Origin of the sequence: Pseudoalteromonas thalassia (genome assembly GCF_049257215.1) — a bacterium.
Lineage (GTDB): Bacteria > Pseudomonadota > Gammaproteobacteria > Enterobacterales > Alteromonadaceae > Pseudoalteromonas > Pseudoalteromonas lipolytica_C.
Genome location: NZ_JBMMUE010000012.1, coordinates 118,681 through 144,676, shown reverse-complemented (window position 1 = coordinate 144,676; position 25,996 = coordinate 118,681). Strand labels below are relative to the sequence as shown.

General features: G+C 42.4%; 25 protein-coding genes. 8 read left to right on the top strand and 17 right to left on the bottom strand.

Going from position 1 to position 25,996, the window contains the following annotated elements; translation table 11 throughout:
• Nucleotides 1–63 precede the first annotated feature (63 nt).
• From AAEU31_RS14870 to AAEU31_RS14850, 5 genes are all read left to right on the top strand, one after another.
• Nucleotides 64–345, top strand: coding sequence for a peptidylprolyl isomerase (locus AAEU31_RS14870; RefSeq protein WP_054552716.1), 282 nt, complete (start codon nucleotides 64–66; stop codon nucleotides 343–345).
• A 60-nt stretch (nucleotides 346–405) separates the two neighbouring features.
• Nucleotides 406–984: a glutathione S-transferase family protein gene (locus AAEU31_RS14865; protein ID WP_135923508.1), complete on the top strand. Its 579-nt coding sequence runs from the start codon at nucleotides 406–408 to the stop codon at nucleotides 982–984.
• Nucleotides 985–1,001: 17 nt separating this feature from the next.
• The gene (locus tag AAEU31_RS14860) at nucleotides 1,002–1,352 is read left to right on the top strand and encodes a DUF2750 domain-containing protein (protein WP_054552718.1); all 351 of its coding nucleotides are present in this window, start codon (nucleotides 1,002–1,004) and stop codon (nucleotides 1,350–1,352) included.
• A gap of 219 nt (nucleotides 1,353–1,571) precedes the next feature.
• Nucleotides 1,572–2,249 (top strand): site-specific integrase, encoded by a 678-nt coding sequence (locus AAEU31_RS14855; RefSeq protein WP_135923507.1) that lies wholly within the window; start codon nucleotides 1,572–1,574, stop codon nucleotides 2,247–2,249.
• A gap of 112 nt (nucleotides 2,250–2,361) precedes the next feature.
• Nucleotides 2,362–4,932 (top strand): M1 family metallopeptidase, encoded by a 2,571-nt coding sequence (locus tag AAEU31_RS14850; RefSeq protein WP_421967609.1) that lies wholly within the window; start codon nucleotides 2,362–2,364, stop codon nucleotides 4,930–4,932.
• A 38-nt stretch (nucleotides 4,933–4,970) separates the two neighbouring features.
• Here the strand turns inward: AAEU31_RS14850 and AAEU31_RS14845 are convergent, their stop codons facing one another.
• Both AAEU31_RS14845 and AAEU31_RS14840 read right to left on the bottom strand, forming a co-directional pair.
• Nucleotides 4,971–5,336, bottom strand: coding sequence for a hypothetical protein (locus AAEU31_RS14845; protein ID WP_421967608.1), 366 nt, complete (start codon nucleotides 5,334–5,336; stop codon nucleotides 4,971–4,973).
• A 64-nt stretch (nucleotides 5,337–5,400) separates the two neighbouring features.
• Nucleotides 5,401–6,270 carry a hypothetical protein gene (locus AAEU31_RS14840; protein ID WP_135923504.1) on the bottom strand — a complete coding sequence of 290 codons (870 nt, stop codon included), beginning with the start codon at nucleotides 6,268–6,270 and terminating at the stop codon, nucleotides 5,401–5,403.
• A gap of 228 nt (nucleotides 6,271–6,498) precedes the next feature.
• On the opposite strand from AAEU31_RS14840, the gene AAEU31_RS14835 reads away from it, so the two are divergent.
• The 3 genes from AAEU31_RS14835 to yjjG are packed head-to-tail and all read left to right on the top strand — an operon-like array spanning nucleotide 6,499 to nucleotide 8,672.
• The gene (locus tag AAEU31_RS14835) at nucleotides 6,499–7,398 is read left to right on the top strand and encodes a phosphoribulokinase (protein ID WP_135923503.1); all 900 of its coding nucleotides are present in this window, start codon (nucleotides 6,499–6,501) and stop codon (nucleotides 7,396–7,398) included.
• 48 nt (nucleotides 7,399–7,446) lie between these two features.
• Nucleotides 7,447–7,986 (top strand): inosine/xanthosine triphosphatase, encoded by a 540-nt coding sequence (gene yjjX, locus AAEU31_RS14830; protein ID WP_235382448.1) that lies wholly within the window; start codon nucleotides 7,447–7,449, stop codon nucleotides 7,984–7,986.
• A gap of 11 nt (nucleotides 7,987–7,997) precedes the next feature.
• Nucleotides 7,998–8,672 (top strand): pyrimidine 5'-nucleotidase, encoded by a 675-nt coding sequence (gene yjjG, locus AAEU31_RS14825; protein WP_253039758.1) that lies wholly within the window; start codon nucleotides 7,998–8,000, stop codon nucleotides 8,670–8,672.
• Between the two features lie 59 nt (nucleotides 8,673–8,731).
• Here the strand turns inward: yjjG and lpxC are convergent, their stop codons facing one another.
• From lpxC to rsmH, 15 genes are all read right to left on the bottom strand, one after another.
• Nucleotides 8,732–9,643: a UDP-3-O-acyl-N-acetylglucosamine deacetylase gene (lpxC, locus tag AAEU31_RS14820; RefSeq protein ID WP_135923500.1), complete on the bottom strand. Its 912-nt coding sequence runs from the start codon at nucleotides 9,641–9,643 to the stop codon at nucleotides 8,732–8,734.
• Between the two features lie 104 nt (nucleotides 9,644–9,747).
• Nucleotides 9,748–10,995, bottom strand: a complete 1,248-nt coding sequence (gene ftsZ / locus AAEU31_RS14815; protein WP_135923499.1) for a cell division protein FtsZ — start codon at nucleotides 10,993–10,995, stop codon at nucleotides 9,748–9,750.
• A 21-nt stretch (nucleotides 10,996–11,016) separates the two neighbouring features.
• On the bottom strand, nucleotides 11,017–12,249 hold the full coding sequence (gene ftsA, locus AAEU31_RS14810; protein WP_036971185.1) for a cell division protein FtsA: 1,233 nt from the start codon (nucleotides 12,247–12,249) through the stop codon (nucleotides 11,017–11,019).
• Nucleotides 12,246–13,025: a cell division protein FtsQ/DivIB gene (locus AAEU31_RS14805; protein ID WP_135923498.1), complete on the bottom strand. Its 780-nt coding sequence runs from the start codon at nucleotides 13,023–13,025 to the stop codon at nucleotides 12,246–12,248. The genes ftsA and AAEU31_RS14805 overlap by 4 nt, the downstream gene beginning before the upstream one ends.
• A 1-nt stretch (nucleotide 13,026) precedes the next feature.
• A complete protein-coding gene (locus tag AAEU31_RS14800) occupies nucleotides 13,027–13,947 on the bottom strand; it encodes a D-alanine--D-alanine ligase (RefSeq protein ID WP_421967607.1) in 921 nt (306 codons plus the stop codon).
• Nucleotides 13,944–15,353, bottom strand: coding sequence for a UDP-N-acetylmuramate--L-alanine ligase (gene murC / locus AAEU31_RS14795; protein ID WP_206769127.1), 1,410 nt, complete (start codon nucleotides 15,351–15,353; stop codon nucleotides 13,944–13,946). Before murC ends, AAEU31_RS14800 begins: the two co-directional genes overlap by 4 nt.
• A 44-nt stretch (nucleotides 15,354–15,397) precedes the next feature.
• The gene (gene murG / locus AAEU31_RS14790) at nucleotides 15,398–16,471 is read right to left on the bottom strand and encodes an undecaprenyldiphospho-muramoylpentapeptide beta-N-acetylglucosaminyltransferase (protein ID WP_421967606.1); all 1,074 of its coding nucleotides are present in this window, start codon (nucleotides 16,469–16,471) and stop codon (nucleotides 15,398–15,400) included.
• Complete coding sequence (gene ftsW, locus AAEU31_RS14785) at nucleotides 16,468–17,643, bottom strand: cell division protein FtsW (protein ID WP_135923494.1); 1,176 nt, start codon at nucleotides 17,641–17,643, stop codon at nucleotides 16,468–16,470. The genes murG and ftsW overlap by 4 nt, the downstream gene beginning before the upstream one ends.
• Entirely contained in the window at nucleotides 17,640–18,965 is a 1,326-nt protein-coding gene (gene murD / locus AAEU31_RS14780) for a UDP-N-acetylmuramoyl-L-alanine--D-glutamate ligase (RefSeq protein WP_421967605.1), read from the bottom strand. Before murD ends, ftsW begins: the two co-directional genes overlap by 4 nt.
• Complete coding sequence (mraY, locus tag AAEU31_RS14775; RefSeq protein WP_421967604.1) at nucleotides 18,966–20,048, bottom strand: phospho-N-acetylmuramoyl-pentapeptide-transferase; 1,083 nt, start codon at nucleotides 20,046–20,048, stop codon at nucleotides 18,966–18,968.
• Nucleotides 20,042–21,430 (bottom strand): UDP-N-acetylmuramoyl-tripeptide--D-alanyl-D-alanine ligase, encoded by a 1,389-nt coding sequence (locus AAEU31_RS14770; protein ID WP_421967603.1) that lies wholly within the window; start codon nucleotides 21,428–21,430, stop codon nucleotides 20,042–20,044. Before AAEU31_RS14770 ends, mraY begins: the two co-directional genes overlap by 7 nt.
• On the bottom strand, nucleotides 21,427–22,905 hold the full coding sequence (murE, locus tag AAEU31_RS14765) for a UDP-N-acetylmuramoyl-L-alanyl-D-glutamate--2,6-diaminopimelate ligase (RefSeq protein ID WP_421967602.1): 1,479 nt from the start codon (nucleotides 22,903–22,905) through the stop codon (nucleotides 21,427–21,429). Before murE ends, AAEU31_RS14770 begins: the two co-directional genes overlap by 4 nt.
• Nucleotides 22,898–24,715 (bottom strand): penicillin-binding transpeptidase domain-containing protein, encoded by a 1,818-nt coding sequence (locus tag AAEU31_RS14760; RefSeq protein WP_135923489.1) that lies wholly within the window; start codon nucleotides 24,713–24,715, stop codon nucleotides 22,898–22,900. The genes murE and AAEU31_RS14760 overlap by 8 nt, the downstream gene beginning before the upstream one ends.
• Nucleotides 24,712–25,038, bottom strand: coding sequence for a cell division protein FtsL (ftsL, locus tag AAEU31_RS14755; RefSeq protein WP_135923488.1), 327 nt, complete (start codon nucleotides 25,036–25,038; stop codon nucleotides 24,712–24,714). The genes AAEU31_RS14760 and ftsL overlap by 4 nt, the downstream gene beginning before the upstream one ends.
• On the bottom strand, nucleotides 25,038–25,973 hold the full coding sequence (gene rsmH, locus AAEU31_RS14750) for a 16S rRNA (cytosine(1402)-N(4))-methyltransferase RsmH (protein ID WP_421967601.1): 936 nt from the start codon (nucleotides 25,971–25,973) through the stop codon (nucleotides 25,038–25,040). The genes ftsL and rsmH overlap by 1 nt, the downstream gene beginning before the upstream one ends.
• Nucleotides 25,974–25,996 lie beyond the last annotated feature (23 nt).

The following is a 25,996-nucleotide window of genomic DNA, read 5'->3' as shown; positions in this document are numbered from 1 at the left end:
TCGTTCAGTAAATATTGAACTAGACTAGTAATTTAATACTAAAACACATAGTAGGGAGATGTTATGGCAGTAGCCAGTGCAAGACACATTCTCGTAGACAGTGAAGCTCACTGTTTAGATTTAAAACAGCAAATTGAACAGGGCGCTGATTTTGCAGAACTTGCGCGCGCTCACTCTAATTGCCCATCGGGGCAAGATGGTGGCGCACTGGGTGAGTTTGGTCCAGGCATGATGGTACCTGAGTTTGATAAAGTGGTTTTTTCAGCTCCCATTAACCAAGTACAAGGTCCGGTCCAAACACAGTTCGGTTACCACCTGCTTGAAGTAACAAGCCGTACTGACTGATTTCATACGAATATTTGAAAGCCGCCTAACCAGCGGCTTTTTTTTGCGAAGGATCTCAAAATGCAACTTTTAGGCTCGACCACCTCACCTTTTGTGCGCCGTATTCGTATTTGGGCTGCACTCAATAAGCAAGCTCTTGAATTTATAAACCTAGATATTTTCTCTGAGCAAGACCGTAAAACCATGATTGCTCATAATCCGGCTAGAAAAATTCCTGTGTTAATTGATAAAGGCTTTCATGTTTTTGACTCAAACTCAATTATTCGCTACTTGCTAGAAAATACAGATCAAACATTACTCAGTTGGCAACAAGAAAATTATTTAACCATTATTAATGCTTGCAATGATTCACTCGTAGAAATGTTACTTTGCCAGCGCTCTGGATTTAATACCCACGACGATAAATTGTTTTTTAATTTACAAAACGAACGAATTGCTGAAACATTAGCCTATTTAAATGATCATTTATCTGAGCCAGTATTTAAAAGCTGTGAATACCTCAACATCAGTTTATACTGCTTGCTAGATTGGATCCGCTTTCGTGAATTAACTGATTTTAGTCAACTAACACACTTAGTAGAGTTTTATCATAAATTTGCAGATAACGCGGCGGTACAACAAACAGATCCACGAAAATAAAGATAAGGGTTACGCAAATGAGCGATATCGAAATTGAATCAGAATTAGTTAGCTTTGTTGAAAAAGTTCGCTTGAACGAATCTATGTGGGCACTGGGTGCCGAAGATGGTGGTTTTGTTGTCTGTGAATCAAACCAATTTAGCGACACTGATGTGCTATTACTTTGGGGCACTGAAGACGCAGCAAAAGCACAATGTAAAGACGAGTGGCAAGACTATACGCCAGTCGAAATTGGCCTAGATGAATTTTTGGACGAATGGGTTGAAGACCTAAACGAAGATGATGCGCTAGTTGGTTTAAACTGGAACGATGATCAAGTATGCGTTGAAATCGAACCTGTTGGTCTAGCTAAAGCACTTTGCGATTAACTCCAATCCTTGAGCTTACAACGACACGGCTACTTTTATGGCTGTGTCGTTAAGCTGGCAACTTGATACTTATATTGATTTTAACAATAGAACCACTATTACTTGCAATCAATGCCTTGCCTAAATCGCTTTTAATTCCAACTGAAACTCGCATCTTGAGGTGGTTTGGGTATATCAGGTATACTCTTCTAGACACATCTTTATTATCAAGGTTTTAGGTTGAAGTCCCATCTTGGTCGTAGGCCCTTTTCGGCCATGGAATTACATACCCTGTATAATGGTTACATCTATGGTGATCAGCGTTTAGTTCGTGAACAAGCTAAGCATTGGCATTTTTGGCTACCTTTATTTGCTTATTACACTGGTGCCTACAGTGATGAAATTGGCCATTTAACTCTTGATAATATAGTGACCCTTGATGGCATTCGCTGCTTTGACTTTCATACTCATGGCAAGATTAAGCCCCGCTATGTGCCTATTCATAATGCATTACTCGATGCAGGACTTGATCAGTACTTAGACTTTTTAAACGAGCAAAACCAGCAACGACTAATGTTTGATTTACCCGCTAAATCAGGTCGCTATAGCGAAAAAGTACGTATTTGGTTTTCTGGCGAAGGTGAGCGAGCTGGTTATTTACAAAAATGCGCGATTCCAAATGTTGATCAACAAGGTATGAAAACCGCAATTAGCAGCTTACGGCTTAACTTCGAACAACAAGTGCGAATTCATGCCCTGCAAGCAAACAGCAAAGATGCTTTTAACTACTTACTTGGTTTTAAAGATTTCAACGAGCAACGCTTTACTGATATGCCGTTATTAAATGCCGTGCTACAAAACGTCCGACAAATAAACCCGCAACTGCATTGGCAACGTTTCATCGACCGTCATAATTAACTGACAAACTTTGTTACTAACTATTTATTACTGTTCAAATTAAAACCTGATAGCATGGTGATTCGCTCCTCATAGCAGGTGCCTTTCTAACAACAAAAAATCAGGGATATTTATGTTCTTAAAAAGCCTATTAACGGTAAGTGTTGCACTTGCTGTTAGCTCTGCCCATGCCAATGAATATGTTATCGAAAAGCTTGCCAAGCCTAGCTCACAACAAGTAGCACTAACGCTTGATCCTGCAAAAGACAATTTTTCTGGTAATACCGAAATTGCTTTAGAAGTTCTAAAAGCAACGAATTACATCGAATTAAACGGTATTGATTATGCCGTTAGTATGGCGAAAATTTTAGGTGCAGAAAACTGCGACCTAAGCGCTGAAATGCTAAAAACAGGCAAAGTTAAATTCGCTTGTGAAGAAAAAATTCAGCCTGGTAAATACACTTTAAAAGTTGACTTTACCGCACCTTATAACCGTCAAAGTGTTGGTTTATATAAAACCTTAGACCAAGGTACGCCTTACCTTTTCACCCAATTTGAAATGAGTGATGCTCGTCGTGCATTCCCCGTTTTTGACGAGCCTAGTTATAAAATACCTTTTCAGCTAACAATCACAGCGCCAACATCACAAAAAGTGTATGCCAACACACCGGTATTAAAAACCAAAGTTGATGGCGATATGACAACACACTTTTTTGATAAAACGCCGCCTATTCCTTCTTATTTAGTCGCCATGGCTGTAGGCCCGTTTGAAGAGCTTGAAATTAAAGGCATGCCGATCCCTGGCCGTGTACTGACTCCACAAGGTAAAATTCACCTTGCTGATTACGCAAAAGAAAATATGCCTCGCGTGTTAAAAGCACTGGAAGATTATTTTGGCATTCCTTACGTTTACAAAAAACTAGACTCAGTGGCAGTACCAGAGTTCCCATTTGGCGCGATGGAAAATGCAGGCTTAGTGACTTACCGTGAAGACATTTTACTGGTAGACCTAGCGACAGCAACGCGCAGCAAAAAAGAGCGTAATGTATCAATTATTGCCCATGAGTTAGCCCACCAATGGTACGGTAACCTAGTGACCATGAAATGGTGGAATGACTTATGGTTAAACGAAGCGTTCGCAAGCTGGATGGCAGCGAAAATCACAGCACAAATTAACCCTGAGTTTGAGTCGCACTTAGATTTACCACAAAATTATGTAATGGCCTTAGATGCACGTTTAAGTACCAAGCCTATTCGTAAACCAATCAAAACTGAAGCTGACATTATGGATGGCCTTGGCCTTGCCTACAGCAAAGGTAGTGCAGTTTTATCTATGGTTGAAAACTGGATTGGCGAAGATGCATTCCAGCAAGGTATTCGTGCTTACTTGAAGAAATTCTCGTATAAGAATGCAGAAGCCGCGGATCTATGGCAAGCACTAGGCGAAGCGTCTAATAAAGATGTAGCCAGTGTTCTAAAATCGTTTATCGAACAATCATCTTTCCCACTTATCAAAGTAACGCAAGATGGTAAAAAAATTAATATCAGCCAAAGCCGTTTTGTAAATGCTGGCGTTGATGCACCTGCACAACTTTGGAATGTTCCGGTTGCGATTAAGTATGGTGCGGGCGACAAAGTTAAAACCGCAAGTGTACTGCTTAACAAAGAAACACAGCAACTGACTCTCGACTTTGAGCCTGAGTGGATCTACCCAGATCAAGGTGCAATGGGCTATTATCGCTGGGTATTAGATGACGCACAGTTCAATGCCCTACTCGATAACGCTGCTGACAAACTAACGGTTCGTGAACGCTTAGCGCTGCTTTCTGCTGTTGATTCATTACTTGATGCAGGTGTTATTTCTGCCGCTCACTTAATGCAAACTTTAGAAGCCTTCGTAAGTGATGCGCACCCATTAGTCGCAAATACAGCATTAGGTTACCTTGCTTCTCAAAAACGTGTATTCGAAGACGACAGCAACCGTGAGCTATGGCCTAAGTTTATCCGTAACAGCATTTCACCTGCTGCCAAGCAGTATGGTTTAACAGCAAAAGCAGATGAAGACGCGGCAGTATCACAATTACGTGCGCAAGTGATTACGCGTTTAGGTTTTGATGGTGAAGATCAAAAAGTAATTGATACCGCAAAAGCGCAAGCAGCACTTTACTTAAATAATCCTGAAAATGTAGACCCATACTTAGCATCAACTTACTTAAATCTTGCTGCTTACCATGGTGATGCGAAGTTACTTGAAAAGTACAAGCAAACCTTTAAAACCACAAAAGATCCACAAGTACGTACTAAGATGCTGGCAGCAATGGGTTACTTTGGTAAACCAGAGCTACAAAAAGCAGTACTTGAATACAGCTTAACTGATGACGTAACAGCCTCAGATATGCGCACGCTGTTAGGTGGTTTAGGCTATGGTAAAGAACGTGAAGCACTGTTTATTGAATGGATTTACAACAATTACGATGCGATCACTAAGAACTTACCACCGTTCTTTGTACCAAACTTGCCGTTCTTCACTACCGCAAGCTGTGATGCACAAAGCCTAGAGAAAACCAAAACCTTCTTCAATGATAAAATCACTGAAGTACCAGGGTATGCACGCTCTCTTAGTAAGCTTGAAGAAAGCGTTAATGACTGTATTGCACTGAAAAAACGTGAGTTAAGTTCAGTAAATAGCTTCCTTAAACGCTAACCCTACTAGATGCAAAAAGGGCCACAATGTGGCCCTTTTTATTGCGCCAAAATAGCGCTTAATTTATTTATAAATTGCTCAGCCGCTTCAGAGGAAGTGACTTTAAATGCGATACCATAATGAATGGGATGCGCACTTTTATAAATTCGCGTTGGAAAGCGTGTCATTTCACTGCTGTGAAAATAGTCTTTAACACGCGTAATACCTTCGATTGCATCAAAGTCAGCACTAAATACTTCAAAAATTGGTCTAATAACGATTTTAGCTTGGCCACCTTGCTCATGAACATAAAAAGCTTCTTTTGAGTTTGCTGGCATAAATTCGTTAATATTCTTAATTTTAAAATTACTGCGACAGCCCGCTTTAATCAGCTGCACACTAAGTTGTTCGGCAGAAAAAGACAAATGCGTCCCTTATCAATAGCGTTAATTATTAGTCACAGTACAGCAATCAGTGTAAAACCGTTACTCATTTATTACACACAAATGCCAGTTTGTTATGTTTATAATTTAAACGCGAAATTGATCCTTCACAAAAACGCCTTAAATCAAGCCATTGTGATACCACTTCAGGCTCTGTTAGGCTGCGCTTGTAAATTCGGTTATTAACCGCATATGCCAAAGTGTTTTGATCAATTAAAGCAAAATCTTGCACTGAGTCAGGTAACCTAAATAAGTCACTGACCTCTTCAGTTTGCGGCGCAAAGCGTGCAACCCAATGTTGATTATCTTTGTTATAACTAAATAAATAACTGTTTGTGTGTTTATCAAAAACTAACGTACGGCCAATATCAGCTGCAATTACTCGCGGTTTAGCGGCTGCAATACTCGTGTACTGCAAGGTATGTGGTTCACCTAAAATAAACATAATTAGGTCGTTTTCAGCGCCCCATGCATGGTAGCCAACTGGTTCAATCCATTCAAAAATACGGCTTGCAGTTTGCTCATTAGCAAGCGGATATTGCCATAACTTTTGTTTGCCATCTTCTTCGACAACGATTGCTGAGAGAGCCTGCTGATTTGGCATTAGAGTTGGTGAATATTCACTAACAGCCGTATTGGTTATATTCACGCTAGTTTTTGTAGCAAAGTTATAAAACACAATATCTGTTTGTGACTGTCCAGTTTCAGCAATAACCTCATGGGTGTAATACAGCCCTGAATCAACTAAAAATGGCTGATTGTTGTAACTTTTATTATCGGTTATCCGCGAGACTTTCATACCGTAAGGAGTATCAAAATCAGCAAGTAGTATTTCGCTTTTTGGCATCGCAGCATTTACGTGACTAGTAAAAAATGTCCCTGCGGCGACGAAAAGTAAAGACGAAATCAATTTCATAGGGTTCTCTCTTTTAATTTTTATATGCCATGATAGCGCTAATTAATCTGACAGTCACTTGACCTTACCATGCTCGACCTTTATAACTAGGGAGTGTTCGTTTTTTATCAGTTTCGACTGATTGATTTTATGCACGCTACACCAATCGTGTTAAGTTACTGACCATTCTGCGCGCTAGAATGTTTCAATATTTAAGTCGATTGGTATCAACAAATAACGAGAATAATTATGTCAGCTAAACACCCTATCATCGCAATTACAGGCTCATCTGGTGCTGGCACCACCACCACAACCAATGCCATTAAGCATATTTTTAGAAGCTTAGATATTGATGCAGCCTTTATTGAAGGAGATAGCTTTCATCGTTATACACGTCCAGAAATGGATAAAAAGGTCCGTGAAGCACAACAAGAAGGCAAGCATATTAGCTACTTTGGCCGAGAAGCTAACGATTTTGGTGCCCTTGAGGAGCTTTTTTATCATTATGGTGAAACCGGCCAAGGAAAAATAAGGCGCTACCTACATACCTTTGATGAAGCAGTTCCTTATAATCAATTGCCGGGGACTTTTACGCCTTGGCAAGACTTAGCACCCAATACCGATATGTTGTTTTATGAAGGTCTGCATGGCGGTGCTGTTGATGAAAATCATGATGTTGCCAAACATGTTGACCTGTTAATTGGCATGGTGCCAATTATCAACCTTGAGTGGATCCAAAAATTGATCCGCGATACCTCTGAACGAGGTCACTCGCGTGAAGCTGTCATGGGCTCAATTGTGCGCAGTATGGATGATTACATTAACCATATTACCCCTCAGTTTTCACGAACACATATAAACTTCCAACGGGTGCCAACGGTTGATACCTCTAACCCGTTCAGCGCAAAAGATATTCCTTCTCTTGATGAAAGTTTTGTTGTGATCCGTTTTCGAGGCATAGAGGACGTAGATTTCCCCTATTATTTGCGCATGATTGAAGGCAGTTTTATGTCACGCATAAACACGCTTGTTGTGCCGGGCGGTAAAATGGGCCTTGCAATGGAATTGGTCTTAACACCGTTGATCAAAGATATTATTTTGAAAAAGCGCGCACTTGAAAATTTAGCCCCAGTTGACTTGCCGATTTAACTCACTCGGGTACACTGCTGGCTCAACCGAAATAATGGAGTCGCCAGCTTGAAAAAAACATTACGTGTTATTGTCGGTTCAAAGAACCCTGTAAAAATTAACGCGGCTAAACATGTCTTTAGTCTTTATTTCCCAGAATATACCATTGAATGCAAAGGTGAGCATGCACCATCCGGTGTGCCTGATCAGCCACTAGGTGAAGATGAAACCCGTATCGGCGCTGAAAACCGTGTTAAGTATTGCCAAAACCACTTTGATGCCGACTTTTATGCCGCAATGGAGGGGGGCGCAGAACAATTTAGTTATGGCGCAGCAACCTTTGCCTTTGTGGTGATTGCAAACAAGCAGCAATTTAGCGTTGGCCGCAGTAGCAACCTACCTTTACCTCAACCTTTTTATGATGCCTTACTGGCCGGTAAAGAGCTGGGAGATGTAATGGATGATGCATTCAATACTGTTAATATCAAGCAGCAAGGTGGCGCTATTGGTTTATTGACCAATCACTTAGCGACACGCGAAAGTACTTATGTACAAGCGCTAACGCTTGCAATGGCACCATTTTTACACCCTACCCTGTTTAATCAGTAATTAGGATAACCATGAAGTATAGCCACGTATTATTCGATGCAGATGAAACACTATTTAGTTTTAATGCATTTGAAGGCCTCAGGGTAATGTTCGCCAATTATGGCGTAGAATTTACTGAGTCAGATTATCATCATTACCAAGCAACTAATAAACCGCTTTGGGTTGCTTATCAAAAGCACGAAATTACTGCCAGTGAGCTACAGATCACCCGCTTTACAGAGTGGGCTAATAAACTAGATGTGCCAGCAAAAACCTTAAATGATGGCTTTTTAGACGCTATGGCCTCTATTTGTGTGCCACTTCCTGGTGCGGTTGAACTACTGACTAAATTAAAGCCACACGCCAAGTTAGGCATTATTACCAATGGCTTTGCTAAACTACAGCAAAAGCGTTTAGAGCATACAGGTTTACAGGATATGTTCGATTGGCTGGTTATTTCAGAGTTAGTCGGTAAAGCCAAACCTGCTCCAGAAATTTTTCAGCATACTTTCCAATTAATGGGTAATCCACCAAAAGAGCAGATTTTAATGGTGGGTGATACCGCTGCTAGCGATATTTTAGGCGGTCATAATGTTGGTATCGACACTTGCTGGTTGCAACATCCTGGGGTTGAGTTACCAGAAGATATTAAACCAACTTATCAAATCAATCAGTTGGTCGAGCTTGAAGCGATTCTAGGCTTATAAGCTAAGCAAAAAAAATGACGCTTAAAGCGTCATTTTTTATAACTGTAATATGCTTGCGATTAAGCTGTCGCTACTTCTAAGCCTGGTGCTGGCATAGTCACTGGGGTATCGAATGTTGCCCATTCCCATGCTGACTCAGTCGCCATAATTTTACGAAGTAGTTTATTGTTTAAATCATGGCCTGATTTATAAGCCGTGATTTTACCTAAAATGTTGTGGCCAGTCATAAACATGTCGCCCACACAGTCTAAGATTTTGTGTTTAACAAACTCATCGCTATAACGTAAGCCGTTTGGATTTAGTACTTTAAACTCATCCAATACAACTGCGTTATCCATGCTACCACCTAATGCTAGGTTGTTAGCGTGCATATACTCGATATCTTTCATAAAGCCGAAAGTACGTGCGCGGCTGATTTCTTCTGTGAAGCTTTGCGTCGTAATATCTAAACCGATACGTTGGCGGCTTTCATTGATTGCAGGGTGATCAAACGCAATTTCAAAATCGATGTGGAAACCATCGTATGGTTCGATCTCAGCCCATTTATCGCCTTCTTCAATACGTACTTTTTCTTTAATACGAATAAAGCGCTTAGCTGCATTTACTTCTTTAATGCCGCCTTTTTGTAACAAATAGATGAATGGTAATGCACTACCATCCATAATAGGTACTTCTGAGCTGTCTAATTCAACAATTAGATTATCAATACCCATTGCCGCTACCGCCGCAATAAGGTGCTCAGTCGTTGATAAGCGAACGCCATCTTTGTTTGTTAAACAGGTACACAATTGCGTATCACCAACGGCTTCAGGTGTTGTTTCAAAATCAACAACCGGATCAAGGTCTACGCGACGAAATACAATCCCAGTATTTGCGCTCGCAGGTCGGAGAGTAATAGTGACCTTCTCACCTTTATGAAGTCCAATTCCTATGGCTTTGACTACTTCTGCAATCGTACGCTGTTTAATCATAGGTTCGCTCACTTATAGTTACAGTTAGACGGCAAATTGTATCATAAATACATTCAGCTGCCAATTTGTTTATTTATCGAACAAAATTACCAACAAAATCTGTCTTAGTCAGCTTGCTTTCTTAGGAAAGCAGGAATGTCGAAATAATCGCCACCTTCTGATTTATCAGACTTTTTGCTGCTCTCAGTGCTGCTAGATACTGAGCTGCTCGCTGTACTTTGTTGTACTGGCTCTTGCTTTTCAGGTGCTGCAGACATGCTTACATCATCGCTGCTGCCTTGACTTGCAAAGCTTGGTACATACATGCTGCTAGTCGTTTGGTTCATTGAGCTATGTACATCAGAGCCTGATGCTTTCTTAAAGCCATTATCAACAATACCAAACTGTGGACGACGATCGCCACCTAAACCTGTTGCAACAACTGTTACGCGTAGTTCATCACTCATTTCAGGGTCAATTACCGCACCAACAACCACTGTTGCGTTTTCTGATGCAAGTGCCTTAACGTGATTACCTACAATTTCAAATTCTTCAATCGCAATATCCATACCTGCAGTGATATTAACCAGGATACCTTTAGCACCTGTTAAATCGACATCTTCAAGTAATGGGCTTGAAATAGCTGCTTCTGCCGCTTCTTGTGCACGGTCAGGACCAGACGCTGATGCAGTGCCCATCATTGCAGTGCCCATCGCTGACATAACTGTACGTACGTCGGCGAAATCCACGTTGATCAGACCTGAACGTGTGATTAGCTCTGCAATACCTTGTACCGCACCAAATAAAACGTCGTTTGCTTTTGCGAAGGCATCTAATAGTGTAGTGCCTTTACCTAAAACTTTAAGCAATTTATTGTTCGGAATTGTAATAAGCGAGTCTACAATTTCTGACAACTCATTAATGCCTTGTTCAGCTGCTGCCGCGCGTTTCTTACCTTCAAAGTCAAACGGACGAGTTACTACAGCAACCGTTAAAATACCTAACTCTTTAGCAATTTTAGCAACCACTGGTGCAGCACCGGTACCTGTACCACCGCCCATACCGGCAGCGATAAATACCATGTCAGCACCTTCAAGGCTGGCACGAATTGTCTCAGCGTCTTCTTCTGCTGAGTTTCGACCTACTTCAGGGTTCGCCCCCGCACCTAAACCTGAGGTGATTTGTGTGCCTAGCTGTACAGTTACATCAGCCGACGAATTACGTAATGCTTGTGCATCCGTATTCGCAGCAATAAAACGTACGCCTTCAATTTGTTGTTTTACCATGTGCTCAACAGCGTTACCGCCGCCACCGCCCACGCCAATTACTTTAATGACAGCTTCTTCGCTGTGCTGTTCCATCATATCAAACATGTTTACTCTCCGACTTGAGTCTTAAAACTCACCTTGGAACCATTTAGTAATACGGTTCCACCAATTATTATCACCTTCCGCTTTCGACTTTTGTGCATTCATCGATTGCATTGTACGGCCGTATTGTAACAAACCAACCGCGGTCGCGTACGAAGGATCATCTACATAATCTGTCAAACCAACAATCCCGATTGGTTTGCCAATTCTGACCGGCATTTGGAAAATGTCTTCTGCCACTTCCATTGCGCCAGTCATTTTTGCTGTTCCGCCTGTAATGACGAGACCTGCAGCAATCTGGTCTTCTAAACCTGAGCGGCGTATTTCTTCCATCGCCAACTCAAATAATTCTCTAAAGCGAGGTTCAACAACCTCAGATAAAGTATGACGCGACATGATGCGCGCTGGACGTCCACCTACACTTGGTACTTCAATAGTGTCTTCATTGCTTGCCATTTGGCTGCTTGCACATGCGTATTGTACTTTGAGTGACTCTGCATGTGATATAGGTGTTCTAAATATTTTTGCAATATCACCAGTCACTTGGTTACCAGCAACCGGAATAACAGCCGAATGACGCAGCGCACCATTGATATAAATAGTGATGTCCATTGTACCACCACCAATATCTAATACAGCGACACCTAACTCTTTTTCATCATCCGTTAGTACTGAGTAACATGATGCCAGAGCCGTAAAGATCAACTGATCGACTTCAAGGCCACAACGTTCAACACACTTTTCAATATTCTTTGCCATATCGTTCGAGCAAGTAATAATGTGTGCACGGGCTTCCATACGTACACCGCTCATACCTAATGGGTTTTTAATCCCCTCTTGCATGTCGATGCTGTATTCTTGTGGCAGAGCATGTAACATTTTGCGTTCAGCCGAAATAGGCACTGAACGCGCGATATGAATTACATTCTCGATGTCTTCATCAGTCACTTCAGTGTTATTGATTGCAACCACACCGCTTTCATTCTGACATTGAATATGTTTACCAGATATACCTAAGTAAACAGAGCTGATACGGCAATCAGCCATCAACTCCGCTTCGTCAATAGCACGACGAATCGATTCAGAAACAAGGTTAAGGTCGTTAACGCCGCCTTTATCCATACCATGCGATACTTGGCTGCCAACACCCACAATACTGAGTTTATTATCTGCGGTGATCTCACCAACGGTGGCTACTACTTTTGATGTGCCAACGTCTAATCCAATCACTAGGTTTCTTTCTGCTGACTTAGTCATGCCTTACTCTTATTTTCTAATTGCTCTTCTTGAAGTGGCTTCCAGCTCACTGCAAGACCGGTATCGTACCGTAAATCAACAACATCAATTTGTGCATCTGCACGTTGTTCCATGCGCGGATACACATCAATAAAACGCTGTACACGCTTTGCTTTTTCTTTACGACCTAAATTCAGGCGAATGCCGTTATCAAGCCATAACTGCCATGAAAAGCGCTCTGAAAGCGCTAAACTTGTCAGCTCTAAATTATTGACCTTAAGCATTTCTTGAAATTGACGAAATGCTGTCCAGGCTTCAATTTCACTTCCCTCTGGGCCATAAAGCTGAGGAAGTGTATCAGGTAGCTTATCGCTAGTTGCTTCAAATACCTCACCTGATTGATTTAAAAGCGCTCCACTGTTCCAGTGCGCAACTGCTTGATGCTCTACTACGTATACTTGCAGAGTATCTGGCCATTGCTTTCTTACTGAAGCAGTCGCAACCCAAGGTAAACTTTGTACCAAGCGTTGCACATGTTTCACGTCTAATTCAAAAAAACTCGATAAATCCGCTTTTTTTATTGCGCCAATAATCGCTTTTTCATCTGTATATTTGGGCTGTCCTAATACCGATAAATGCTTTATTTGCGCATCTTTATTTTCAACTAACCAGTCAGACACACCTGTCGTGATTTTTACTAGACCAAAAACCACGACTAAAAAAAAGCTCACACCAAATATCAACGACCAATTAAGTTGTTGTTTTAACTGCTTTGCTTTTTCTAAAACCGGATGCATATTAAAGCGTTTGCTCCAAAATGCGAACCACTAATTGTTCAAAGCTAGCACCGTTTGCTTTTGCCGCCATAGGTACTAACGACTTTTCTGTCATTCCTGGCACAGTATTAACCTCTAATAAATAGAAGTTACCTTGCTGATCACGCATTGCATCAACACGGCCCCAACCACTTGCACCGACTAAATCAAATGCTTTTAATGCCATATCTTGCAATAACTCAGTCTCTTGTACTGATAAATCAGCTGGGCAATGATACTGAGTTGTGTTCGATTGATACTTAGCTTGGTAGTCATAAAAACCATTTGGCGTCGTCATCTCAATAACAGGCTGAACATCTTGACCAAGTACCGCTACAGTAAATTCACGCCCTGTGATCCACTGCTCTACCAACACTTGACTATCAAACTTAAATGCAGCGTTTAAAGCGGCATCTAGTTGTTCTGCACTGCTTGCTTCTGCCATACCAATGCTTGAGCCTTCATGTGACGGTTTTACCATCACTTTGCCAAATTCATTAATAATTGCTTGGCTATCAAATTCATAACGGCTATCAACAACAGTATATGGTGCAGTGCTCAGGCCCATTGCTTTAAACAAGTGCTTACAGCGAACTTTGTCCATCGCAAGCGCAGAGCCAAGAACGTCACTACCGGTATACGGAATACCCATAAATTCAAGTGCGCCCTGAATGGTGCCATCTTCACCGCCACGACCATGAAGCGCAATAAATACGCGCTCTATATTTAAATCCTTTAATTGCCATAATGAGTTATCTTTTGGATCAAAAGCAATGGCGTCAACGCCAACGCTTTGCAAAGCGTTCAATACGGCTTGGCCTGATTTTAGCGAGACATCTCGTTCGGCAGATGTGCCACCAAAAAGTACCGCTACTTTGCCAAATTTGTCGCTTAACTGGCTCATATATTTACCTGCTTTAGTTGTTCAACTGACAAGTTGGTTGCTGCTAACTTTTTCACTAACTGGCCTATGTTACCAGCGCCTTGTGTTAAAACTAAATCATTATCTTGCAGGGTATCTGCAAGAACACCCGCAAGCTCAGAGCTGCTAGCGATGTGTAATGGCTCTTTACCTCGTTGGCGTAAACTACGGCATAAACTCTTACTATCAGCTCCCACAATAGGCTCTTCACCTGCTGAATACACATCTAACAGTAATAACTGATCAACGTCAGCCAGTACTTTGACAAACTCCTCGTATAAATCACGAGTACGGCTATAACGGTGAGGCTGATAAACCATCACTAAACGTTTATCTGGCCAGCCCTCACGAACCGCTGCAATCGTTGCTGCTACTTCTGATGGATGGTGTCCATAGTCATCAACTAGCATCACGCTGCCACGCTCATTTTCAAAGGTACCGTAATGCTGAAAACGACGGCCTACCCCTTCAAACTTTGTTAACGCTTCTAAAATGGCATGGTTCGCAATGTTTTGATCTTTAGCCACTGCAATCGCCGCTGTCGCGTTAAGCGCATTGTGCTTGCCAGGCATATTAAGCGTTACAGCTAAGCTTTCACCTTGCTTATTTACTACGTTAAATGAACAAGTATTCGCAGTTTGACTAAAATCAAGCATGCGATAATCAGCTTCAGCCGATTCACCATAAGTAATAACAGGGCGTCCAAAACGCGGAATAAGCTCTGCCGCAACTTCAGAGTCAATACACACGACAGCTAAACCATAAAACGGTAAGTTATGAATGAAATCAACATAGGTGTCTTTCATTTTTTCTAAGCTGCCGCCGTAAGTATCCATGTGATCTTCTTCAATGTTTGTGATCACCGAAACCATAGGCTGCAAGTGTAAGAATGATGCATCACTCTCATCGGCTTCAGCAATTAAGAAATCGCTTTTACCGACCTTGGCATTACTACCAGCACTGTTCAACAAGCCACCAATAATAAAGGTTGGATCAAGACCGGCTTGAGCATAAATGCTGGCAATTAAACTGGTTGTTGTGGTTTTACCATGGGTGCCGGCCACTGCGATACCGTGGCGAAAACGCATTAATTCAGCAAGCATTTCTGCGCGGCGAACAATAGGAATTCGCGCCGCTTTAGCTGCTTTAATCTCAGGGTTTTGCTCATTAATAGCACTTGATACCACCACAACACTGGCATCTTTTACGTTGTTTTCGTCATGACCAATAAATACTTCTGCACCCACTTGAATTAAGCGTTCAGTCATCGCACTGTGCGCAATGTCAGAACCCGTGATGCGGTAGCCTTCAAAAGCAAGTACTTCGGCAATTCCACCCATGCCTGCACCACCAATACCAACAAAGTGGATGGTGTCGATACGACGCATCGCAGGACGAGTGTTGTTTTCTTTCTTCGTGCTTTCTTTCACTACTAATCTCTTCTATCTGCTAGTTGCTCACAGCGTTTGGCAACATTGGCTGTGGCATCTAAAATAGCAAGCTGTTTTGCTTTACTTGCCATTGTTGAAATTTTCTCTGGTGCGTTTACATACGGTGTTAATAATTCAACGACCGCTGTTTTATTAAACTCACTTTGCTGCATAATCAGCGCGGCTTGCTCAGTCACTAAATACTTTGCATTGGCCGTTTGGTGGTCATCCACTGCATGTGGAAAAGGCACAAATAACGCCATTCGACCCGCTGCGGCAATCTCACTAACCGTTAGCGCACCAGCGCGGCAAATTACCAAATCGGCCCACTGATATGAACTATCCATATCATCAATGAATTCAGCAACTTTGCTATTTTCAGCTAGTCCTAACTGTTGATAGCTGGCAGTCACATTCGGTTCATTATTTTTACCCGTTTGGTGCCATATATTAAGCGTTGTTAGCGCTGAAAGTTCACTGAATACAGCAGGTAAAGTCTCATTGAGCACCTGCGCGCCCAACGAACCACCCACCACAAGCACATTAATCGGCGTACTTGTCTGCTTAGCTGTAACATTTGCAACACTTGCTCTGACCGGATTACCCACCACTTCACAGTGTTCTTTTGCAAAAGCAGATGGAAAAGCGGCAAGCACTTTATTGGCAAACTTTGCTAACCATCGGTTACTCATGCCTGCAACTGCATTTTGCTCATGAATAACCAAAGGAATGCCTAAGCTTTTAGCTGCAATTCCAGTAGGTCCGGTCACATAACCACCCATCGCAAGCACCACATCAGGCTTTTGTGCTTTTAAAATTTTACGCGCTTGAAAAATAGCATTCATCACCATAAACGGGGCTTTAATCAAGCGTTTAATACCGTTACCACGAACCCCTTTGACATTGATAAAGTCAATATCAATGTGGTGCTTAGGTACCACTGTCGCTTCCATTCTGTCAGGCGTGCCAATCCAGCTGACCTGCCAGCCTTGCTGCTTTAAAAAATCAGCGACGGCAATACCCGGAAAAATATGTCCGCCAGTACCGCCTGCAACAACAAGTAACTTTTTACTCATCGTTTACCTCCACGTGAGGTTGCCTGCTTAGTCGCCATTTTTGTTTCAAAATCGATCCGCAAAAGTACACCTGTTGCTATGGTCATAATTAATAAACTAGAACCACCGTAAGAAATAAACGGTAATGTTAAGCCTTTTGTAGGTAATATTCCGGCACTTGCGCCAACATTGACCATGGTTTGAAACGCAAACCAGATACCTATTGCAAAGGCAAAATAGCCTTCGTACTCTTTGCCACACTTCAAGGCTTTTTGACCAATTAACAAGGCTCTGAATACGAATACACCTAGTACTATCAAAATGCTCAGTACACCAAAAAAACCAAGCTCTTCACCAATTACGGCAAAGATAAAGTCATTATGCGCCTCTGGTAGATATTGCAGTTTTTGTACGCTATTCCCCAAGCCTTGGCCAAACCAACCGCCTTGACTGTAGGCCATTAGTGATTGTACTAACTGATACCCTTTACCAAACGGATCTTCCCATGGCTCTAAAAAGCCAGTTACACGGGCCATACGGTATGGTTCAGCGATAATTAGCACCACAATGGCTGCAATGCCCGTTAAGATCAGTCCAAAAAACTGCCATAACTTAGCACCCGCTAAAAATAATAAACCTACAGTGGTAACAAAAAGTACAACAACAGTACCTAAATCTGGTTGCATTAAAATAAGCAATGCATAAACACCAAAGACAACGAGTGGCTTAAAAAAGCCTTTTAGGTTTTCTTGTACTTCTTCGCGCTTACGAACTAAATAGCCGGCAATATAACTAAAAAAGAATAACTTAGCGGCTTCTGCCACCTGAAAACCTACAGGGCCTATGGGGATCCAACGTTTTGCACCATTCACTTCGCGGCCAACTATAAGTACCAACACCAGTAAACCTAAACCCAATAGCAATAAATAGGCATTACTGCGTTTCCACCAGTCCATAGGCACACTTGTGGCAATCCAAAATAGAAAAAAGCCCATGATTAAAAACATGCTATGGCGAATAATAATGTGATACGGATTATCAAATAATCGTTCTGCGGTTGGCATTGAGGCACTTGTAACCATCACAAAACCAACACCTATCAACATCAACATACAATACAACAACGGCACATCATAAAGCTGTGGCGATTGCTTAGGTGTTAATGCTTCACGAATGTCGGCAAATGCGATCATATTGCCTCCGCCAATACGCACTGCGCAAATTCATCACCACGTTGCATATAGTTGTTATACATATCAATGCTGGCGCACGCAGGAGCAAGCAATACGATGTCACCGCTACTACTTAACTGCTTTGCCAATTGCACAGCTTCATGCATATTCGTGGTTAAATGACCTTTTTCAGTTAATGACACCAGTGCTTTAGCATCTTTACCAAAACAAATAAGAGCTTTCACTTTATCATTCAAATAGGGTTTCAAGGCATCTAAATCAGCCCCTTTTGCATCACCGCCAGCAATCACAACTAATTGCTTTGCTTGATCAGCTAAGCTTTCAATAGCAGCGATAGTTGCGCCAACGTTGGTCGCTTTTGAATCATTAAAGTATTTCACTTCATTAATTTCAGCGACAAACTGACAACGGTGTGCAAGCCCAGTAAACGTACTAAACGCTTGCTGATAATGCTCTGTAGAAATGCTAAACGGGCTTAGTAGCGCCATAACTGCTAGTGCATTTTGTTGATTGTGTGAGCCAACAACTTTCAAACAGCTTGCAGGTAACACAGGTTTCCCTTGTGCTGCAAAGTACGTCTCACCTTGATGCTCTACTAAGGCAAAGTCTGCATTTGCAAGTGCAAAGCTTACTTGTGGTTGCTTTGCTGTATGGGTTGCCACATCAATGGCATTCACAACAGCAAGCTCTGAGCCGTTATAAATACTTTGCTTTGAGTCAATGTATGCCTGGTAACTTGAGTAGCGATCAAGGTGATCTTCGCTAACATTCAAGACACAGGCACTTTTCGCTTTTAAGCTGTGCGTGGTATCAAGCTGAAAGCTCGATAGCTCAAGTACATAAACGTCGTAATCTTGCGACAATAAATCAAGTACTGCTGTGCCAATATTACCGCCAAGCCCTACTTTATAACCAGCGGCTTTCAGTACTTCAAACGCCAAGGTAACTACTGTCGACTTACCATTCGAGCCTGTTACCGCAACAATTGGTTTATCGGTTAAACGGGCAAAAAGCTCAACGTCACCAATCACTTCAACGCCCGCAGCAATGGCGTTTGCAACAGCCGGTGTAGCAAGGCTTAGACCTGGGCTGATGATAATAATGTCATTGCTGGCTAAGTCTGCCTGTTCTAAATCACCAAAAAACGTAGTTAACTCGCTGGCATGCTCGTTTAACCAATCCGCACCCGGAGGCGCCATGCGGCTATCAACAACAATTGGCTTAAAATTCTGAGACAATAAAAAACGCACAATGCCCAGACCGGTTACACCGAGTCCGAGCACTGAGATTTGTTTGTTTTTTATCTCGTTAATAACTGTCATTTACCTGATCTTTAATGTCGCAAGGCCAGCAAGAACTAGCACGATTGAAATAATCCAAAAGCGCACAATTACGCGCGGCTCAGGCCAACCCTTTAATTCATAATGATGGTGAATAGGCGCCATTCTAAAAATACGTTGACCACGTAATTTATAAGAGCCTACTTGTAAAATCACCGATAATGCTTCCATTACAAACACACCCCCCATGATGATAAGTACCAGTTCTTGACGAACAAGCACCGCAATAATACCCAGTGCACCACCGAGTGCTAATGAGCCTACATCACCCATAAATACCTGTGCTGGGTAAGTGTTAAACCACAAGAAACCCAGTCCTGCGCCAACTATGGCAGTACATACAACCACAAGTTCGCTTGCCAGTGGCAAATGCGGAATATGTAAGTAGCTTGAGAAGTTAACGTTACCGGTTAAGTAAGCAATAATAGCAAGCGCCGCAGCAACCAAAATGGTTGGCACAATTGCTAAACCATCAAGGCCATCCGTTAGGTTTACCGCATTCGAAGTACCTACAATTACAAAATAGGTCATCAAGATATAAAACAGCCCTAGCTGTGGTAACACATCTTTAAAAAACGGCACAACTAACGAGGTTTCACTGCCTTGTTGCGAAGTAAAATAAAGCGCACTGGCAACCACTAATGCAATCACTGATTGCCAAAAGTATTTCCACTTCGCAATTAGGCCTTTAGGGTCTTTGCGGATCACTTTACGGTAGTCATCAATAAAGCCAACTACACCTAATGACCCCACCACAAATAAGGTTGCCCATACATATTTGTTTGAAAGGTCAGCCCACAGTAATGTACTGGTAAAAATCGCCCCTAAAATCAAAATGCCACCCATGGTAGGCGTGCCTTTTTTAGATAGGTGAGATTCGGGGCCGTCGTGACGTACCACCTGACCAATTTGCATTTTTTGTAGGCCACGAATAAGCTTAGGACCAAAATAAAGAGAGATAAGCAGCGCAGTTAAAATACCTAAAATCGCACGCAGCGTAAGGTAAGAAAAAACATTAAAGCCACTATAATATTGTGTTAAATACTCTGCCAGCCAAACTAACATGACGATACTCCATTGTTGCCATCTTGCTGGCTATTAACTAAATCTGCTACCACTAGTTCCATACGAGAACTGCGCGATCCTTTTACTACAAGGGTGGTCTTTTGCTGAGATTCAGTAAGCACACTTTGTAATTGTTGTAATAGTTGTTCACGGTTCGAGAAGTGACGATTTGGTTTTTCAAATACATCACTGGCCGACTTGCTTAATACGCCTAGGCTGTATAGCTCATCAATGCCTTTTTGTTTTGCATATTCGCCTACTTGCTGATGATAAAAGCGGGCTTCTTCGCCAAGTTCGCCCATATCACCTAACGCAAAAATTCGACGTCCCGGCATGTCGCTTAATAAATCAATCGCCGCTTTTACTGACTGCACATTGGCATTATAAGTATCATCAATTACGGTTAGAGTGTCTGATACTTTAAGTACATTGACACGACCTTTGACTTCTCCCATGCCAGCCAATGCCTTAGCAACACTTTCTAGGCTTACACCCAGCTCAGTGGTTAATGCTGTCGCTATTAATGCATTAGCAATATTATGTTTGCCCGGTAATGCGAGAGTAACAGGAACTTTTTGCTGTTTACTGCAAAGCACAAAAGACGCACGCGCTTGCTCATCAAGCACCACATCTTCTGCCCAGTAATCTAGTTTTTGCTGAGTAGAAAAACGTTTTACATTGCGATCAGTTAGTTTTTCGAGCCAGTAATCTGCAAAATCACTATCGCTGTTAACGATTGCAACACCGTCAGGTTTTAGGCCGTCGTAGATTTCGCCTTTTGCAGTAGCCACACCTTGTAATGATCCAAATCCCTCTAAATGAGATTCAGCCACATTACAAACCACAGCAACATCAGGTTTAGTCATCGCGACTGTGTAAGCTATTTCACCAATGTGATTGGCGCCTAATTCAATTACCGCATATTGATGCTGTGGCTCAAGGCGTAACAAGGTCAGAGGTACACCAATGTCATTATTAAAGTTGCCTTTGGTTGCCAGTACTTCACCATGACCTGATAAAATCGCCGCGCACATTTCTTTTACAGTGGTTTTACCCACACTACCTGTAATAGCGATTGTTTTTGGTGCAACCTGTGCCATCACAGCTGCGCCAATTTGGCCTAGCGCTATACGTGTGTCACTCACCACAAACTGCACAATATCAACATTAACAGGACGCGCTACAATAGCTGCAATCGCCCCTTTATCTTTTGCTTGCGCAACAAATTTATGACCATCAAAGTTAGGCCCTTGTAGCGCTAAAAACACTTCACCCTCGCACAGAGTACGGGTGTCGGTGTTAATATTTTTTACCGTTTGATTACCACCTTGGTAATCAGTTGCTAGAACTTTTGCTAGCCAATCAAAATCCATAGGGATCATAACTGCGCCCCTTGCGATTTTTCTTTTAATTGTTGTTGTACATATTGGCGATCGCAGAAGTCGATTCGTGTATCGCCAATAATTTGATAATCTTCATGGCCTTTACCGGCAATTAAAACCACATCATTAGCACCGGCCTGCTCTATTGCATAACTAATTGCTTTAGCGCGATCAGCTTCACAATGGGCTTTTTCAGCATGCTCAAGACCTGCCACCACATCAGCAATAATGGCATTAGGGTCTTCACTGCGCGGATTATCGCTAGTAATAATAATACGGTCTGCGTTGCCTTCAGCGGCTTTTGCCATCATTGGGCGCTTGCCTTTATCACGGTCACCACCACAGCCAAACACACAGCTTACGCCTCCAGGTACATGCTTTTGTAAAGCCTGTAATGCTAATGCCAACGCATCGGGTGTATGCGCGTAATCAACAATACAGGTTGGCTGCCCTGGTACGCTAAACGCTTGCATACGACCAGCCACTGGTTGCAGTGTTTTGCAGGCAGCAACTAACTGTGCCAGCGGATACCCCATACCAAGTAGAGTGGCCATCGCCGCAGCCAGATTATACAAGTTAAACTCACCAAATAATGCAGACTGCACCTGTGCTTGACCCCAGCTTGTTTCGAATGTTGCCGAAATCCCGGTGTTGCTATAAACAACATCTCTAAAGTAAACATAGCGCGCACCTTCTGGTGCTAAGTTTTTATGGCCGTAGCAAATTAAGTTGTTAAAGTCGTATTTTTCTAACCACTGCTCAACTTGTGTATCATCTTGATTAAGAACCACAATCTCAGGATTGTGATCACGCATCAACATCAGCTTTGCATCACCATAAGCATCCATAGTGCCATGATAATCTAAATGGTCGCGAGATAAATTAGTAAAAACGGCTGCTTTAAACTGACAATGGTCAACACGCTGTTGCACAAGGCCATGTGATGAAACTTCCATTGCAACAACATCGGTGTGCTGTTCATGTAATTCAAACAAAATTCGCTGCAAATCAACACTTGATGGTGTGGTATTTACTAATGGAGTTAATTGCTCTGGATGCCCATAGCCAAGCGTCCCCACGACCGCTGCTGATTTATGACATTGCTGTGCTAAATGCGCGATCATCGCAGTTGTGGTTGATTTACCATTTGTTCCAGTAACGCCAACCAGATCTAATTGTTTTGACGGCTGATGATAAAACGCAGCAGCTAAAGCAGGTAGTTTCTTCGCGAGGTCTGTGACCAAGTAAAGCGATTCAAAATCACTTTCAAATTCGCATAACCTATCAGCAATAATTGCTACAGCGCCATTTTCTATGGCTTTATCTATAAATTGTCCGCCATCAAGTTGATGGCCTTTAACAGCTACAAAAACATCGCCTGTTTTTACGTCTCGGCTATCAAGACGTAGTTGATTGACCAGCAAACTAGTGGCCTCAACTTCAATTTGACTCAGAATTGGTTTTAAATCACGCATCGTTATCTTTGCCTTCTACGTACGCAACCGCATCTTTATCCGGTGCGACGTTTAAAATTCTTAAGGCATTGGAGACAATCTCTGCAAATGCAGGACCTGCCGTCGCACCGCCATAATAAACATCTCCACCCGGCTCATTGATCAATACTACTACCGCTAAACGTGGATTGCTTGCCGGTGCAACACCAGCAAAGTAGCCGACATACTCATCACCATAACCACCTACAGCGGCTTTTTTAGAGGTACCTGTTTTGCCAGCTGCGCGATAACCATCGACGTGAACTTTTTGTGCCGTGCCGCCTTTTTCGAACACGCTTTCCATCATATGGACGACGGCTTCAACATCTTTTTGCTGAAAAATGCGCTCACCTTCAGGCACTGACTCTTGCTTAAGTACAGTAAGAGGACGCATCACGCCACCAGAACCTAACATGGCATAAAAACGTGCCATTTGTGCGGTGCTCACAGCTAAGTTATAGCCAAATGATAATGCTGCTATTTCATGATCTGACCAACGACGATTAGGGTAAAACAAGCCGCTACTTTCACCGACCATGCCTGTTCCACTATCACTACCAAATCCGACTTTTTGATAAAGCCCGACAAAATAGTCTTTTGGTAAGTCTTGGCTAACTTTAGTCACACCCATGTTACTTGAGTATTTTAAGATTTCTCTTAATGTCATTTCACCATGGTTACGCGTATCTTGGACAAGGCTGCCACCAACACGCATCCAGCCAGGGTAAGTATCAACTATTGAATCCGGTTGAATTGAGCCGTAGTCTAAACCAGCTAAAATGGCTAGCGGCTTAACAGTTGAGCCTGGCTCAAACAAATCAGTAATTGCTCGATTTCGACGCTTATGTGGAGCAGCATCATTAAGGTTATTAGGATTAAACGACGGGCTATTTACCATAGCCAATACTTCGCCTGTTTTTACATCCACGACCATAGCTGAGCCCGAGGTCGCTTTATATGTCAGCACAGCCGATTTTATCGCCTTGTAGGCAATCGCTTGAATACGTTGATCGATACTTAAATGGATATTTTCTGGTTCAACACGTTCACGCTCATCAAGCACTTCGACCTCTCGGCCTTGAGCGTCTTTACGGATTGTTCTTTGTCCTTCAACACCGGTTAACGATTTTTCGTATAATTTTTCAATACCTTCGATACCATGACCATCGATATTTGTGAAACCAATCACATGTGCAGTCACTTCTCCTGCCGGATAGTAACGTTTAGACTCATCCAGCAGATGGATACCCGGTAAACGTAAATCACCAATATAGTTTGCAACTGCAGGTGTTACTTGACGTTTTAAATAAACAAAACGGCGTTTTGGATTATCACGAAGACGTGAGTTGATTTTACTTGGTTCAATGCGTAATACATCCGCAAGCTCACGCCAACGAATGTCATTGTTATAATAAGTAGCGATGCGCTTGTTTAGTTCAGCCGTATTTTCAGCAAGTGCATTTTGATCTTCACCATTCTTACGCGCTTGACGCAGCACCTTGCTCGTTAATGATTTATGCAGTGCCTTGGGATCAGCATACACACTTACAACAGGCACACTCACCGCAAGCTCTTTGCCGTTACGGTCAAAGATCATTCCGCGCTGTACATGTTGTTTTTCAACGCGAACGGTACGTTTATCGCTTTCAGAACGTGCTTTATCGGGCTCAATAACCTGCAAAAATGCGGCACGTGCAACCAGTGTCATAAAGACTAAAAGCAGCACAGAGCACACAAGCATAAAGCGCCATGTGATCAAGGTATTAGTTGGCTTTTTCCCTCTGCTTCTCATTGCAGTACTACCACCTGTTCGTCTTGGCTGGTCGGCCGTTTCATTTCTAATTGCATGGTCGCGATTTCTTCAATGCGCGCATGCTGCGAATAAAACTCTTCTTCTACAAGCAAGTAACGCCACTCGAGATCAAGCTCATCACGTTCTTGCAATAACTCATCTTGTGTTATCAACTGCTGACGCGCTAAATGCGTCACCTGCACAACACTTAAACTCGACGCGAGAATCACAACCAACAAGGCTAAGGTCAGCTTATTAGCAGCAAGACCTTTAAACACTTCAACAAATAAATTAGGTTGGCGATTCGTCGCTTTTGCTTTCATTACAACCTCTTAGCAACCCTTAACACAGAACTGCGTGAACGAGGATTTGCATCAATTTCCGCCTTACTTGGCTTAATGGCTTTACCCACTGCCTTTAACGTCAGGTTTTTATTTATTTGTGCATCAGTTAAAGGCAGACCTCTGGGTATCGCCTCTCCCTTACTCTGTTTTTTAATAAACTGCTTAACAATGCGATCTTCTAACGAGTGAAACGAAATAACCACTAATCGACCACCGGGCTTGAGCACTTCAACAGCAGCTTGTAGTGCCGTTTGAATTTCTTCTAACTCGCTGTTGATATAAATTCGGATCGCTTGGAATGTACGTGTTGCTGGGTGTTTATATTTATCTTTTACTGGTACAGCTTCATCAACTAAATCAGCAAGCTGCTTTGTACTAGTGATTGGAGTATGCTCTCGAGTCTCAATGATTTTATGAGCGATACGGCGGCCAAACTTTTCTTCACCATAGGTTTTAATAACATGAGTGATATCTTCAAGTTCAGCTTCAGCTAGCCATTGTGCTGCACTGCGGCCACTGGTTGGGTCCATACGCATATCTAGCGGGCCATCTTTCATGAAGCTAAAGCCGCGCTCAGCATCATCTAGCTGCGGTGATGACACACCAATATCTAATAAAATTCCGTCTACTTTGCCAATTAAATCATTGTCTTCAGCGACTATTTTAAGGTTGGAAAAACGGGTATGGGCAATCGAAAAACGTGCATCATCTGCAAACTTTTCAGCAGCTTTAATAGCTTGTGGATCTTGGTCAATTGCTTGTAAACGACCATGCTCATTTAAGCGCGCAAGAATTTGTCCTGAATGTCCGCCGCGACCAAACGTGCCATCCATATAAATGCCTTCGGGTTTAATATCCAAAGCGTCTATGGTTTCGTCCATCAGTACAGAGACATGTTCAAATTGCGCTGTCATTAGCTATTTTTTGCCTTTTTATT